13 protein-coding genes and 1 riboswitch are annotated in these 14578 nt (G+C 70.9%); of the genes, 2 read left to right on the forward strand and 11 right to left on the reverse strand.

All coding sequences use genetic code 11. From position 1 onward, the window contains the following. Positions 1-34 precede the first annotated feature (34 nt). Positions 35-2944, reverse strand: a complete 2910-nt coding sequence (gene gcvP, locus LR394_RS15525; RefSeq protein WP_231442400.1) for an aminomethyl-transferring glycine dehydrogenase — start codon at positions 2942-2944, stop codon at positions 35-37. Positions 2945-3036: 92 nt separating this feature from the next. Then, a riboswitch (glycine riboswitch) is annotated at positions 3037-3127 on the reverse strand. Between the two features lie 230 nt (positions 3128-3357). On the opposite strand from gcvP, the gene LR394_RS15530 reads away from it, so the two are divergent. Further along, positions 3358-4149, forward strand: coding sequence for a ParA family protein (locus LR394_RS15530; RefSeq protein WP_231442402.1), 792 nt, complete (start codon positions 3358-3360; stop codon positions 4147-4149). Positions 4150-4254: 105 nt separating this feature from the next. Here the strand turns inward: LR394_RS15530 and LR394_RS15535 are convergent, their stop codons facing one another. From LR394_RS15535 to LR394_RS15575, 9 genes are all read right to left on the reverse strand, one after another. Next, positions 4255-4773, reverse strand: coding sequence for a MerR family transcriptional regulator (locus LR394_RS15535; protein ID WP_231442680.1), 519 nt, complete (start codon positions 4771-4773; stop codon positions 4255-4257). A 277-nt stretch (positions 4774-5050) separates the two neighbouring features. After that, positions 5051-5539, reverse strand: coding sequence for a bifunctional nuclease family protein (locus tag LR394_RS15540; protein ID WP_231442404.1), 489 nt, complete (start codon positions 5537-5539; stop codon positions 5051-5053). A 42-nt stretch (positions 5540-5581) separates the two neighbouring features. Continuing rightward, positions 5582-6337: a transcriptional regulator FtsR gene (gene ftsR, locus LR394_RS15545; RefSeq protein WP_231442406.1), complete on the reverse strand. Its 756-nt coding sequence runs from the start codon at positions 6335-6337 to the stop codon at positions 5582-5584. 5 nt (positions 6338-6342) lie between these two features. After that, a complete protein-coding gene (locus tag LR394_RS15550) occupies positions 6343-6819 on the reverse strand; it encodes an FHA domain-containing protein (protein WP_269329195.1) in 477 nt (158 codons plus the stop codon). Positions 6820-6958: 139 nt separating this feature from the next. After that, complete coding sequence (gene gcvH, locus LR394_RS15555; protein WP_231442408.1) at positions 6959-7345, reverse strand: glycine cleavage system protein GcvH; 387 nt, start codon at positions 7343-7345, stop codon at positions 6959-6961. Positions 7346-7363: 18 nt separating this feature from the next. Continuing rightward, on the reverse strand, positions 7364-8542 hold the full coding sequence (locus tag LR394_RS15560; protein WP_231442411.1) for a DUF881 domain-containing protein: 1179 nt from the start codon (positions 8540-8542) through the stop codon (positions 7364-7366). Between the two features lie 3 nt (positions 8543-8545). Continuing rightward, positions 8546-8878 carry a small basic family protein gene (locus LR394_RS15565; RefSeq protein ID WP_231442413.1) on the reverse strand — a complete coding sequence of 111 codons (333 nt, stop codon included), beginning with the start codon at positions 8876-8878 and terminating at the stop codon, positions 8546-8548. Further along, positions 8875-9720 carry a DUF881 domain-containing protein gene (locus LR394_RS15570; protein WP_231442415.1) on the reverse strand — a complete coding sequence of 282 codons (846 nt, stop codon included), beginning with the start codon at positions 9718-9720 and terminating at the stop codon, positions 8875-8877. Before LR394_RS15570 ends, LR394_RS15565 begins: the two co-directional genes overlap by 4 nt. Further along, positions 9717-10355, reverse strand: coding sequence for a CDP-alcohol phosphatidyltransferase family protein (locus tag LR394_RS15575; RefSeq protein ID WP_231442417.1), 639 nt, complete (start codon positions 10353-10355; stop codon positions 9717-9719). Before LR394_RS15575 ends, LR394_RS15570 begins: the two co-directional genes overlap by 4 nt. 251 nt (positions 10356-10606) lie before the next feature. Between LR394_RS15575 and LR394_RS15580 the strand changes: the two genes are divergently transcribed. Beyond that, on the forward strand, positions 10607-12910 hold the full coding sequence (locus LR394_RS15580; RefSeq protein WP_231442420.1) for a bifunctional diguanylate cyclase/phosphodiesterase: 2304 nt from the start codon (positions 10607-10609) through the stop codon (positions 12908-12910). A 15-nt stretch (positions 12911-12925) separates the two neighbouring features. On the opposite strand, the gene LR394_RS15585 is transcribed toward LR394_RS15580, so the two are convergent. Beyond that, positions 12926-14482 (reverse strand): amino acid permease, encoded by a 1557-nt coding sequence (locus tag LR394_RS15585; RefSeq protein WP_231442422.1) that lies wholly within the window; start codon positions 14480-14482, stop codon positions 12926-12928. Positions 14483-14578: the final 96 nt, after the last annotated feature.

Genomic DNA, 14578 nt, shown 5'->3' on the forward strand with positions numbered 1-14578 from the left:
CACCGAAGCGGAACCGGGCTTCTCAGAACCGTTCTCAGTCCTCGAACGCCTCCGGCGCCGGGCAGGAGCAGACCAGGTTCCGGTCACCGAACGCACCGTCGATCCGGCGCACCGGCGGCCAGTACTTGAACCGCGGCGTCACTCCGGGCGGGTAAACCGCAGCTTCGCGGCTGTACGGGTGTGCCCACTCCCCGGTCAGCGACTGGGCCGTGTGCGGGGCGTTGACCAGCGGGTTGTCGTCCGCCGGCCAGGCGCCCGCGGCCACCTGGTCGATCTCGGCCCGGATCGCGATCATCGCGTCGCAGAACCGGTCCAGCTCGGCCAGGTCCTCGCTCTCGGTCGGCTCCACCATCAGCGTGCCGGCCACCGGGAACGACATCGTCGGGGCGTGGAAGCCGTAGTCGACCAGGCGCTTGGCCACGTCGTCCACGGTGACGCCGGTGGCCTTGGTCAGCGGCCGCAGGTCGAGGATGCACTCGTGCGCGACCAGCGCGTCCCGGCCGGAGTACAGCACCGGGTAGTGCTGGCGCAGCCGGGCCGCCACGTAGTTGGCCGTAAGGATGGCGGTCCGGGTGGCGCGGGTCAGCCCCTCCAGGCCCATCATCCGCACGTAGGCCCAGGAGATCGGCAGGATACCGGCCGAGCCGTACGGCGCCCCGCTCACCGGCCCGATGCCCGTGGCGGGTCCGGCCAGCGCGTCCAGCGGGTGGTTGGGCAGGAACGGCGCCAGGTGCGAGCGCACCGCCACCGGGCCCACGCCCGGGCCACCGCCACCGTGCGGGATGCAGAACGTCTTGTGCAGGTTCAGGTGCGACACGTCGGCGCCGAACTGGCCCGGCCGCGAAAGACCCACCAGCGCGTTGAGGTTCGCGCCGTCCACGTAGACCTGACCGCCGGCCGCGTGCACCTCGGCGCAGATCTGGCCGATGCCCTCCTCGAACACCCCGTGCGTGCTCGGGTAGGTCACCATGATCGCGGCCAGCTTCTCGCCGTGCTGGCTGATCTTGGCCGACAGGTCATCGAGGTCGACGTTGCCGTTCTCGTCGCAGGCCACCACCACGACCTTCATCCCGGCCATCACCGCGCTGGCGGCGTTGGTGCCGTGCGCCGAGGACGGGATCAGGCAGACGTTGCGCTCGAGCGAGCCGTTGGAGCGGTGGTAGGCCCGGATCGCCAGCAGCCCGGCCAGTTCACCCTGTGAGCCGGCGTTCGGCTGCAGCGAGACCGCGGCGTAGCCGGTCAGTTCGGCCAGCCAGGTCTCCAGATCCTTCACCAGGGCACGGATGCCCTCGGTGTCGGCGGAGGGCGCGAACGGGTGCAGCCCACCGAACTCAGGCCAGGTGATCGCCTCCATCTCGGTGGTGGCGTTGAGCTTCATCGTGCACGAGCCGAGCGGGATCATCCCGCGGTCGAGCGCATAGTCCTCGTCGGCCAGGCGCTTGAGGAAGCGCAGCATCGAGGTCTCGCTGTGGTGGGTGTTGAACAGCGGGTTCGTCAGGTACTCGGACGTCCGGACGAGGGCCGCGGGGATCGCGGGCTCGCTCACCTGAGGTGCCGGGGAGGCCCCGAAAGCCTGCAGAACCAGCGCCAAGTGGGCCTCGGTGGTGGTCTCGTCGCACGAGATACCCACATGGTCGCCGTCTACCCGGCGCAGCAGCACGCCCAGCTCGCGCGCCTGGTCCACCACAGCTTCGGCCTTGCCCGGCACCTGCGCCAGCACGGTGTCGAAGAAGTTCTCGTGCACGACCTTGACACCCTCGGCGCGCAGGCCGGCGGCCAGCGTGGCGGCGCTGGAAGCGGTGCGCTCGGCGATCCGGCGCAGCCCCTGCGGACCGTGGTACACCGCGTACATCGCGGCCATCACGGCCAGGAGCACCTGCGCCGTGCAGATGTTGCTGGTCGCCTTCTCCCGGCGGATGTGCTGCTCGCGGGTCTGCAGCGCCAGCCGGTAGGCCGGGTTGCCGTCCGCATCCTTGGAGACACCCACCAGGCGACCCGGCAGCGAGCGCTCCAGGCCCTTACGGACGCTCATGTACCCGGCGTGCGGGCCGCCGAAGCCCAGGGGCACACCGAAGCGCTGGGTATTGCCCACCGCCACGTCCGCGCCGTCCTCACCGGGCGAGCGCAGCAGCGTCAGCGCCAGCAGGTCGGCGGCCACGGTCACCAGCGCCTTGCGCTCGTGGGCAGCTTCGATCAACGGACGCAGGTCCGTCACCTTCCCGGAGGTGCCCGGGTACTGCGCGAGGACGCCGAACACGCCTTCCTCGATCGCGTCCAGAGCCGCGGCCGGGGCGTTGGTGAGGTCGGCCACGACCACCGGGATGCCGAGCGGTTCGGCCCGGGTCTGGATCACCGCGAGGGTCTGGGGCAGGACGTCGGTGTCGACCACGAACGCGGCCCCGACCGGAAGCTTGGACGCGCGGCGCATCAGCGTCATCGCCTCGGCGGCGGCGGTGGACTCGTCCAGGAGCGAGGCGCTGGCGGTGTCCAGCCCGGTCAGGTCCGAGACCACGGTCTGGAACGCCAGGAGGGCCTCCAGACGCCCCTGCGAGATCTCCGGCTGGTACGGCGTGTAGGCCGTGTACCAGGACGGGTTCTCCAGCACGTTGCGCAGGATCACGCCCGGGGTGTGGGTGCCGTAGTACCCCAGGCCGATCATCGGCACGCGCACGGTGTTGCGGCCGGCCAGGGCGCGCAGCTCGGCCAGCGCCTCGGCCTCGGAGACCGGCTCGGGCAGGGCGGGCACCCCGGAGTCGCGGATCACCGGCGGGATGACGGCCTGCTCCAGCTCGTCCAGCGAGTTCAGGCCCACGGTGCGCAGCATGGTGGCGACCTGCGGGGCGTCGGCACCGATGTGCCGGTCGGCGAAGGCGCTCACCCGGTGGCCGGTCGGTTCGCCAGGGACAGTGTCCGGCTGGTCTTCGGCATCGATGAAGGTGGTCATCGGAGGCTCCCACGCGTCAGGCGTAGCGACCACTGAGTCGGGTCGCACGGATACCTCCCCATCCGTCGGGCCACACCGCCCTTCGGAGCTGCCTCGCCCTGGCGGTCCCTGGCGCCTGAGAGGTTCCGGGGAGAGTTGCCCCTTCGGCGCCCCGTTGGACGGGGTCTCTCCCGCCGGGGTCTTCAGCTGCCGGCACGCGACCGACGGGTACGAGGTTACCGGGTCCGGCGTACGGCAGGCGAACGGAGGGTTGCACGCGAGCCCGGCTAGGCGATGCAATTGGCCTACCGGCCCGGCCGCCGATGACCCGCGGTGCGTCCTGACTCACCCCTGGTTCACCCGGTTGGCCACCCCCGGATCGCCTGTCGGAACTTGATAACGAGGTAGCGTCAACCACCGTGATCGTCGTCAGCGTGTGCAGTTTGAAGGGTGGCGTCGGGAAGACGTCAGTGGTCCTGGGACTGGCTTCGGCCGCGCTGGCCCGCGGCGTGCCCACGCTCATCGTCGACATCGACCCGCAGGCCGACGCCACCCTGGGTCTGGACATCACCGCCGAGATCACCACCAACGTGGCCACCGTGATGGGTGCCTCGCGGCGTAATGCCCAGAAGGTGAACCTGGTGCCCAGCGGCTGGGCGGCCAACGGCGGCACCCTGGACGTGCTGCCCGGCTCGCACGACATGGCCGCGCTGGACCGCCCCACCGGCAGTGAGCGCACCCTGGCCCGGCTCTCGCACGCGATCCACCAGCTCGAGGGCTACCAGCTGGTGCTGATCGACTGCCCGCCCTCGCTGGGCACGATCACCCGCTCCGGCCTGGCCGCCAGCCAGCGCGCCATCGTGGTCTCCGAGCCGGCCCTGTTCTCGGTCACCGCCGCCGACCGGGCCCTGCACGCGATCGAGGACGTCCGCCGCAACATCGCGCCCTCCCTGCAGCCGCTGGGCGTGGTGATCAACCGCTACCGCGAGCGCTCCCCCGAGCACCGGTACCGCGTGCAGGAGCTCTCGGACATGTTCGGTCCACTGGTCCTGGGCCCCTCGATCCGCGAGCGCAGCGCCCTGCAGCAGGCCCAGGGCGCCAGCCAGCCCATCCACCGCTGGCCCGGCGCCCCTGCCCAGGAACTGGCCGGTGCCTTCGACGCCCACCTGGCCCGCGTCCTGCGAGCCAACACCCGAGGCCGCCGTCCCACCGCCAGCGCCAGCTGAGGCTCGCCGGCGCCACACCCCACTCGCAGAAAAGCCCCGGGGTACCGGAGCCCGGGGCCTTTCTGCAGATCTGTGGTTGTGGCGCAGCCTGATTCGTCGCGGAGGCTAGCTGATCGCGCGGGCCCGGCGACGGGCCGAGAGCTCGTCATCGGCGGCCAGGGTCTCGTCCCCGGCGCGCTCCGCCGGAAGCTCGGCCAGGGTGCCCTCGACCTCGCGCCAGACCCGGCCGACGGCGATGCCGAACACGCCCTGCCCGCCCTGGACGAGATCTATCACCTCGTCCGCCGAGGTGCACTCGTAGACGCTGGCGCCGTCGCTCATCAGGGTGATCTGGGCCAGGTCCTCGACGCCGTGGTCGCGCAGGTGGTTCACCGCGATCCGGATCTGCTGCAGCGAGACGCCGGTGTCGAGCAGCCGCTTGACCACCTTCAGGACCAGCACGTCACGGAAGCTGTACAGCCGCTGGGTGCCCGAGCCGGTGGCGTTGCGCACGGTGGGCTGGACCAGGCCGGTGCGGGCCCAATAGTCGAGCTGGCGGTAGGTGATGCCCGCCGCCCGGCAGGCGATCGGGCCGCGGTAACCGGCCTCCTCGTCGAGCTCGGGCAGGTCGTCGGTGAAGAGCATTCCCTGCGCCTGCGCGACGACGTGACCGGGCACAGCATCTCGCTCGCTACGCTCGCTCACGGCGGCTCCATTCAAACGTTCCGAGTCCGGCACGCTGGTCCGAGGGACGGATCGCAGCGGGAGAACTACACCGGGGTCGTTTCATTTGAACCGTAGGCTGCCCACCGGGCCTCGTCAACGAACCGGCTGCCGAGGCGGGCGGCGTGTCGGCAGATCACCCCTCATTCGGACCAATCGGAACGCATCGCCACCGGCCGGTGCGGGCCGCGAAGGCCTTTCAGGAATTCCCCGGGCCCTTGCCGGTCTCGCCGAAGTCCTCCGGGGAGATGTTGTCGAGGAACTCGCGGAACTTCTCCACCTCGTCCTCGTCCTCGTCCGGGACCGAGACCCCGCCGGCCTCCAGCACCTCCTCGGCCCCCACGATCGGGCAGCCGACCCGCAGCGCCAGGGCGATCGCGTCGGAGGACCGGGAACTGACCGCCAGGCCGCCGTCGAAGACCAGCTCGGCGTGGAAGACGTTCTCCTTCAGGGCGACGATGCGCACCTGGGACAGCCGCCGCCCGAGCGCCTCGATCACGTCCTTCATCAGGTCGTGGGTGAGGGGGCGCGGCGGCACCAGACCCTGCTGGGCGTTCGCGATCGCGTTCGCCTCGGGCGCTCCCACCCAGATCGGCAGGTAGCGATCCCCGTCGCGCTCCTTCAGCAGCACGATCGGGTTGTTCGAGGGAACCTCGACCCTGACACCAACCACATCAAGCTCCCGCACCCCGCAAACGTACCCCGGGGCCGCGCAGTACGGCGAGCAGAGTCAGAACTGCCCGCGCTCCAGTGCGGTTTTCAGCAACGCCGAGTGCAGCTGCACGCACAGCGCCATCAGTTCTTCGGCCATTTCCTGGGCGCTCTCGCCGGAGGCCTGCCCCTGGCCGCGGGTGACCTGCTCGATCAGCCCGGCCTCACGGTCGGCGGCGGTCCGGAAGGCCCGCAGATGACGCGGCTCGAGGCCGAAGGCGGCCAGTTCACCGGCGGTGTGGGCGACGGCCAGGGCCTCGGCGTCGAAGGTCCCGGCGGGCCGGGCCGCGACCAGGCCGTGCGACTCCAGCTCGGTCAGCACCGCCTCGCTGATCTCGGCGGCGGCCAGCAGCTGGGCCCGGCTGAACCGGCCCTGCAGCGGCGGCCCGAGCACTTCGGGGTCCTCGGCGTCCAGGGCCTCGGCGTCCAGGGCCTCGGGAAGGGGCTCGACCAGCCGCGGGAACCGGCTGACCGGGGCCTGCAGACCGGCGTCGATCGCGTCCAGGTGCTCGCGGATGACCCGCAGCGGCATGTAGTGGTCACGCTGTACCCCGAGCACGTACCGCAGCCGGTCGACGTGCTCGGGGGTGAACTTGCGGTACCCCGCGGCGGTGCGCAGCGGCTCGACCAGTCCCTGGTCCTCCAGGTACCTGATCTTCGAGATCGAGATGTCCGGGAAGTCCTGCCGCAGCAGCTCCAGGACCGCCCCGATGCTCATCGCACCGCTGGGGTCACCCGCGCTGTTGGCGTGGGGCCCCGCCGCCGCGCCCCTCATCGGCCTCAGGAGGTACGGCGGCTGGGGTGGAAGACCAGCCGGTACTTGCCGATCTGGACCTCGTCCCCGTCCTTCAGCAGGGCTTCGTCGATCCGGTCGCCGGCCAGGTAGGTGCCGTTCAGGCTGCCCGCGTCGCGCACGAAGAACTGCCCACCGCGGCGCAGGAACTCGGCGTGCTTGCGCGAGACCGTGACATCGTCCAGGAAGATGTCGCTGTCCGGCTTGCGCCCGGCCGTGGTGCGCTCGTCGTTCAGCAGGAACCGGGCGCCGGCGTTCGGCCCCCGCTGCACCACCAGCAGCGCCGACTGACCGGGCAGGGCGTCCACCGCGGCCTGCTCGGGGCCGGACAGACCGGTGGGGCGTTGTTCCTCGTCGATCCCCGGTATGGCACCGAAGGAGATCGTCGTCTCGACCATCGGCGCGTCGTACTCACGCCTGGCACCCTCCGGCCCCTGACCGCTCAGGAACCTCGGTTCCGACATGTCGATCTCCTGTCTCGTGAAGTCTGACTAGCGTAACCCTCACCTAGTGGTTGAGGCATGTACCGGTTGCCCCCCGTTCACCCGGGCATCAACCGACTCGCCGGACCGTTCCGGCCCCTGGCCGGGGGCGATCCGGTCCTCAGTCCAGCTGAGTCTGGTACTCGGCCGCGCTGAGCAGGCCCTCGAACGCCTCCGGCCCCGCCACCGTGACCTCGAACATCCAGCCGTCGCCGTACGGGTCGGAGTTGACCAGTTCGGGTGTGGCGTCCAACGCCGGGTTACGAGTGGTCACCGTACCGCTCACCGGGGCGTAGACGTCACTCACGCTCTTCGTCGACTCCACCTCGCCGCAGGTGGTACCGGCCTGCACGGCCGTGCCGTCCTCGGGCAGCGTGACGTAGACGATGTCGCCGAGCGCGTCCTGGGCGAACGCGGTGATGCCCACCCGGGCGACGTCGCCCTCGATCCGCACCCACTCGTGATCGGTGGTGTACTGCAGCTCGTCCGGGTACTCGAAGTCGCTCACTGCGCCCTCGTCTTCCTCTCAGTCCTGGGGCTCGTCGGTGCGGGGCACGGCGTAGGTCGGTCCGACCGCCTCCCGCACCACCGGCACCTCGAGATCTTGCCTGCGCTGAACCGTACCGCTCGCACCCACCTGGTGCAGCGTCTCCAGCACGCCGCCGGGGATGTTGAGCGCCGATTCCATCGTCGCCGGGTCACCGATCGCCAGCAGCCGGTAGGGCGGGGACTGCTCGAGGCCGTCGGCGACCACCGCGCCACCGGTCGGCGGATCGGTGAACGAGGTGCTGGCCACCACCCGGACCTGGCCGAACTGGATCGCCTCGGCGCCCGCGTCCCGCAGCTCCTGGACGGCGTCGAGCACGGTGGAGGCGTCGAGCAGGGCCTGCGGGTCCTCGATCCGGATCACCACGCCCGGGCCCTGGGCGGGTTCGGTGCCGGCCAGGATGCCGAGTACGTCAAGCCGTTCCCGAGTGGCCTTTTCCGCAGCCGCGGCCCGGTCGGTCCCGGACTGCAACTCGTTCTGGGTCTCCTCCAGAGTGCGGGCCTCAGCATCGAGCCGTTCGCTCTGCCGGCTGACGTCGTCCAGAACTCGCACCAGCTCGCTCTGGCTGAGCGAACTCAGATCGTTGGACGTGGTCTGCCGGGCCTGCACGACCAGGCCGAACCCGAGGGCGCCGAGCAGGACGGCGGCCAGAATCTGAAACCTGGTCACCCGAAATCGAGGACGGGGGACGCGCGCCGGCTGGGCACCGTCACCGGCGGCGGGGGCCGGGTCTTCAGGAGCAACGGACGGGGTGCTCGCCGTGGTCTCGCCGGTGCCGGTGGTTGCGGTAGCTGCGGATTCAGGACCAGTAGCGGCAGCGCCCGTGGCCCGCGTGGCTTCGGCTTCCGGGCGGGCGGGTTCCTGAGGCGGGATCGGCAAGGTGTCGTCGTCCGAGGCAGATCCTGGCTCAGTGTCCCGGCCACCTACCCCCGGCGACCCGGCCGACGTCCCCGCGCCACCCGTCCGTTGCTGTTGCTCTTGCTCCCCCGAACTCTCACCGAGCACTGGCGGCACTGCCCCCGAAGGCAACGGCCGACGTCCCCCTGCGGGCCGGATCACCCGCGTACGGCCGGGATTGGCCGGCCGCGAGATCGGCATCGGCGCCGTGTCGGCGCTCTGCTCGTCCTCCGGCTGCTCGCCGGGCTTCTGCTCAGCCATGCATCACGCCTTGAAGATGTGCCGGCGGATCGCCGCCGCGTTGGAGAAGATCCGGATGCCCAGCACGACCACCACCCCGGTCGAGAGCTGCGCCCCCACTCCCAGATGGTCCCCCAGGAACACGATCAGCGCCGCCACCACCACGTTGGACAGGAAGGAGACGATGAACACCCGGTCGTCGAAGATCCCGTCCAGCATCGCCCGTACCCCGCCGAACACCGCGTCCAGCGCCGCCACCACGGCGATCGGCAGGTAGGGCTGCAGCCAGAGCGGGACGGTCGGCTGCAGCACCAGGCCGGCCACCACCCCGACCAGCAGTCCGATCGCCGCGATCACGTACGTCCTCCAGAAATAGGTTCGGCCTCTCTGAGCACGAACTGCCCGGCCCCCGGGAGCGTGAGCTCCGGCGCCGCGGCGATGTCCACGCGAATACCGTTGTTGTCCCGCAACGACTGCACGTACGGCCCGGCCTGCCCCTCGGCGAACTCCGACTGCAGGGAGCCCGGCTCACCCACCACCGAGATCACGTAGGGCGGCACCAGCGGCCGGAAGTCGACCAGGATCGCCTGCCCGGCCGAGCGGATCGCCGAGATCGCGGTCAGCCGCTCGCCGTTGATCGAGATCGCCTCGGCCCCGGCCGCCCACAGCCCGTTCACCACCACCTGCAGGTCCGCGTCGAGCACCACGCCCTCGTCGTAACCGGTGGCCGCCCGCGGATCGCTGCCGACCGCGTCCCGCCCGGGGGCGTCGTCCAGCGTGACCTGGATGCCCTTGCCGTGGACGGCGAGTTCACCGGTGAGGGCGCCGAGTTCCTGCACCTGACGGCTGAGCGCGGCGCCGCGGGTCCCGAGCAGGGTCTGCTGGGCGGCGGCATTGGCGGCGGCGATCTCGGCGTTGTGCTGCTTCTGCTCGGCCACCGCCTCGGAACGGTGCTCGATCTCCTCGCGCAGTTCCCGGCTGACCGCGTCGGACTCGCGCTGCGGCACCCGGATCGAGACGACCGACACGGCGAACCCGGCCCCGGCGACGATCGCCAGCACCAGGGTGAGCGCGATCCGCAGCGGGGTGCGCGGTTTCGGGTCGGCCGCGGCCGCTGCGTAGCCGGGGTCGAGCGGGCGTTCCATCACCTCGCGCAGCAGGGTCATCGAGGCGTCGAGCGGGCGGGGACGCTCGCTCATCCGGCCGCCTCGCCCTGCGCCCCGGGCGGTGCGGAGCTGATCGGGGGTTTCTTGGTCAGGTGCTCGCGCAGCGCCAGCACGGCCGCGGCCTGGCGCAGGTAGATCAGCGCCGACCACCAGTACAGCGCGGTGCCCCACCAGGCGAAGGCCCAGCCGACCGGCATCGCGATGTCGCCGAACCGGCCCTCGATGTCGCCGAGCAGCAGCAGCGGGAAGGCGTAGAGCAGGTTGGCGGTGGCGGCCTTGCCCAGGAAGCTGACCTCCAGCGGGCGGCGCTCGTCGTTGGTCATCAGCAGCAGCGAGCCGACCAGCACCGCGTCCCGGGCGATCAGCAGCAGCACCAGCCACCACGGGATCACCTCGCGGTAGGCCAGGCCGAGCAGCGTGGTCAGGATGTACAGCCGGTCGGCCACCGGGTCGAGCATCTGCCCCAGGCGGGTGGTCTGCCCCCAGCGCCGGGCCAGGGTGCCGTCCAGGTAGTCGGTGAATCCGCTCACCATCAGCACGACCACCGCCCAGCCGACGTGGTCGAGCAGGATCAGCGCGGCGAAGACCGGCACCAGCAGCAACCGGCCGAAACTGAGCAGGTTGGGAATGTTGAGCACCCGAGTGCCGCTCACCGGGTTCTCTCCCACCGGCACGTTCCTCCTTCTTCCGTTCTCCCCGAATGCCCACCGCGGCGAACCGGGCCTGAGCCGCCAGGACAGCCTACGGGGCGCCGGGTACTGCGACCGGGCACCCGGCTTCAGGTATAAATCTGCAGTCCCGGCGAGGCGGGCGATTGGCGGCATTAACTCCTTATGCTGTGTCGGGGACCGTACGCGGGGTAACCGGTTCGTGAGTGGCGGGTTGGGGAGGTGGCGTGGGGCGCAGGCCGGGTACCACCATGGCCGACTCCGTCACCACGGCCGGCGCCGTCTACGTCCTGGACGCGCTGGCGGTGGCCGGATCGGCGTTCGTGCTGGTCTGGAGCACCGTGCCGGGCAGCCGCGACTCGGCCCTGGGGGTACTGGTCATCGCGCTGACCGCGCTGCTGCTGGTCGGCCTGACCGTCGCCCTGGCCCGGCTCGGCTCACGGCCCTTGCCCGCCATCCCCGCGCCGCTGCTGTGGCTGCCCCTGCTCGGCGCCGCCCTGGTCACCTCCTGGCACCTGCTGGCCGGCCGCGAGCTGGGCCCCGCCGAGACCGCGGTCGCCCTGGGCCTGGCCCTGCTGGTGATGCTGCGCCAGTCGTTCACCGGCCTGGACAACGTCCGGCTGGTCCGGGAGCTGCAGGAGAGCCAGGACCGGCTGCGGGCCCAGGCGTACCACGACTCGCTCACCGGCCTGGCCAACCGGGCGCTGTTCGACCAGCGGCTGCGCCGGGCGATCCGGGGCGGGCGCCCGCTCGGCCTGATCTTCTGCGACCTGGACGACTTCAAGGCGGTGAACGACCGGCTGGGTCACAACGCGGGCGACGAGGTGCTGCGCGCGGTGGCCGGCCGGCTGCGGGCCTGCGTGCGGCCGATGGACACGGTGGCCCGGCTCGGCGGGGACGAGTTCGCGATCCTGATGGAGGACGCGGCGGAGTCGCCGGACGTGATCGGCAACCGGATCCTGGGGGCGGTCGGCAAGCCGTTCCAGCTGGAGCACCGGGGGCGGGCGACCCGGGTCCTGGTCGGCGCCAGCGTGGGGGTCGCGGTGCTGGACAAGGTGGATCAGGACGCCTCGCCGGAGAGTTTGCTGGCCCGGGTGGACCAGGCGATGTACGCGGCCAAGCGGCGCGGCAAGAATCAGCTGGTCACCTTCCGGCACGGCACCCCGGACAGCCCCGACCCGCGCTACCTGCCTCTGCCCGACCCCGAGGCGCCCCCTCCGAACTCTGTCCCGGCCCTGGCGCCGAACCCGGTTCTTGCCCCGGCCACCGGCCCGATCCCCCGAAACGGCACCTCTTCCACCATGCATCCGGTCACCCCCGCCGCCCAGTACCGCGCCTCCGGCCAGGCCCGTCCCGAGCCGCCGCGCCCGCCCGCCACCGAAGAAGAGCTCAAGGCCCAGGAACGGGCCCGGCTCACCGCGGCCGCCCAGCGGTCGGTGGAACGCAGCCTGGCCGAGTACCAGGCGCTGGAGAAGGAGTCCGAGCGGCGGGAGGCCGAACGGGCCGCCGCCGAGCGCCGCGCCGCCGAGGCCCTGCAGATCGAGGCCGAGGTCCGGGCCGGCACCCGTCCCGAGGCCGAGGTGATCCCGCTCAGCCGGGCCGTCGACCTCCGCGCGCAGAAACAGGCTGCCGAGGCCGAAGCCGCCGCCGAGACCCTGCAGATCGAGGCTGCTGAGGCCGAGGCGGTCGAGGCAGAAGCGGTCGAGGCCACCCGCCGGGCCAAGAACGCGGCCGAGTCCCAGGCGGCTGCCGCCCCGAGCACTCAGCCCCGCAACGCCGGGCCGGTCAGCGAGGCCGAGACCCTGCAACGGGCCGAGCAACTGGCGGCCCTCTCCTCCGACCACATCTCCGTCCTTTACCGCCCGGTGCTCAGCCTGCGCACCGGGCAGCTGACCGCGCTCGCCGCCGCCGTGCGCTGGCAGCACCCGGTGCACGGCCCGATGCCGGTCGACGCGCTGATGTCCGCCGCCGAGCAGGCCGGGCTGCGCCGGCCGCTGGAAGAACGCCTGCTGGACTCGATCTGCTCCGCCCTGGCCCTGCTGCGCAAGGCGCCGGACTGGGACGAACTCACCGCGCACGTGCCGCTGCCCACCCTGTACCTGGCCGACGACCGCCTGGTCACCGTGCTCGAACGCACCCTGCGCCGCCACGACCTGCCCGGCAGCGCCCTGGTGCTGCAGATCACCGAGGACGGCCCCTCCCCCGACCTGAACGCCGCCGCGCGGGTGCTCGGCCGGGTCCGGGCTCTGGGCGTGAGCCTTGGCCTGGAGGCTTTCGGCGCCGGCCCGGGCGACCTTGGCTTCCTGACCCGCCTGCCGATCGACAACCTCACGCTGCACCGCTCGCTCGCCGCCGCCGAACCCGGCAGCCGTTCCGAGGCCGTGCTGGCCGGCACCATCGCGATGACGCCGGGACTGAAACTCACGCTGATCGCCGACGGGGTCAGCCACCAGGTGCAGGCCGACCGGCTGCACACGCTCGGGGTGGACCTGGCGCAGGGGCCGCTCTACGGCGAACCGGTTCCGCTGCCGGAACTCGATCTGCTGCATCTGTGAGCGGCCCCCACGCCCTCACTGCAGATTGCTGCGCGGGCCGTGGAACCAGTGCTTGACCGAGATGTGCCACCCGGCGTACAGCGCACCCAGCAGCAGCGCCAGCACGATCGGTGCGTAGTTCACCGCGGTCCAGCTGAAGTCGTCGTTCAGCGGCCAGCCCGCGGGTGAGAACGGCAGCACGAAATACACCGAGGTGACGGCGATCTCGGCAACCGCGAGCAGACACAGCCAGCGATACCGCGAACCCAGCGTCCAAGGCCCGGGCTGCCAGTCGTCCCCGATTCGCCACCGCAGGTAGATCGGGATGGCGAAGGCCAGGTACAGACCGATCACGCCGATCGAGACCACTGCGTAGAACGCGGTCGGCGCACCCGAAGGACTTTCGTACAGCGCCGGCAAGGTCAGAACCAAAGCCGCTGCCCCGGCTGCGAACACCGCGTTGCGCGGCACCCCCTTGGCATCGACCGTGGCCCACCAGCCCGAACCCGGCACCGCCCGGTCCCGGCTGAAAGCGAACAACATCCGCGAGGTGGACGTCATACAGGCGGTCGAGCAATAGATCTGGCCGCTCATGCTGATGAACACCACCAGCTTGAACAACGCCGGAGACAGCGCACTCGAGAGCACGGCCAGCACGCTACCGCCGCCGTAGGGGTTCACCGCCGGGTCGAAGGAATTGATGAAGTCCGTCTCGGTGGCGGCGAAAAGGAAGGCCAGCAGCAGGATCCAGCCGCCGATCGCCGAATAGAGAATGGACTGCCAGATCCCCTTGGCCGCCGCGTTCGCCGCTCCCTGGGTCTCCTCGGAAAGGTGGGCCGAGGCGTCGTAACCGGTGATGGTGTACTGCGTGAGCAGAAACCCCAGCGGCAGCACGTAGAACCAGAACGTGCTGTCCCCGTCGCCACCGATCCCGGCGTTGTTGATCCGCTCGGTGAACACGAACGACAGGCTCTGGTGCGAGTCCGGCCCGAACACCAGGACCAGCACCACGATCAGTGCCCCGAACACGTGCCACCAGACGCTCACGTTGTTGATCACCGCGAGCAGGTGCGAGCTGAAGATGTTCACCGCGGTGATCAGCGCCAGCAGCGCGACGAACCAGAAGAACTGCTGGTACAGGTAGTTCCCGCCGAGGAAGCCGGTGGCGTACCCGTCCGAGAACAGGTCGATGAAGGTGTTCAGGTAGATCGCGGCGCCGTAGGCCACCGAGGCCAGGATCGCCACCAGCCCGACCAGGTTCAGCCAGCCGGTGTAGTACCCGGCCTTGGCCCCGCCGAGTTTCGCCGCCCACCAGTAGATCCCGCCCGAGGTGGGGTAGGCCGAGACCAGCTCGGCCAGGCAGAAGCCGATGATCAGGATGAACGCCGAGATCACCGGCCAGCCGATCGAGATCGCGATCGGGCCGCCGTTGTTCCAGGCCTGGCCGAAGGTGGTGAAGCAGCCGGCCAGGATCGAGATGATCGAGAACGAGATGGCGAAGTTCGAGAAGCCGGACCAGGAGCGGTGCAGTTCCTGCTTGTAGCCGAGCCGGGCCAGGACCGACTCGTCGTCGTTCACCGTGCTGTCTGACATGGGTCTCCTCAGGGGGTTGAAGAGCAGCAGGCGCAAACCATCACTCTGAGGCGTTTCGGGCACCGGCATCGCGGGTCACATCCGGATGAAGCGCTG

Origin of the sequence: Kineosporia babensis (assembly GCF_021129305.1) — a bacterium.
GTDB classification, from domain to species: Bacteria; Actinomycetota; Actinomycetes; order Actinomycetales; family Kineosporiaceae; genus Kineosporia; species Kineosporia babensis.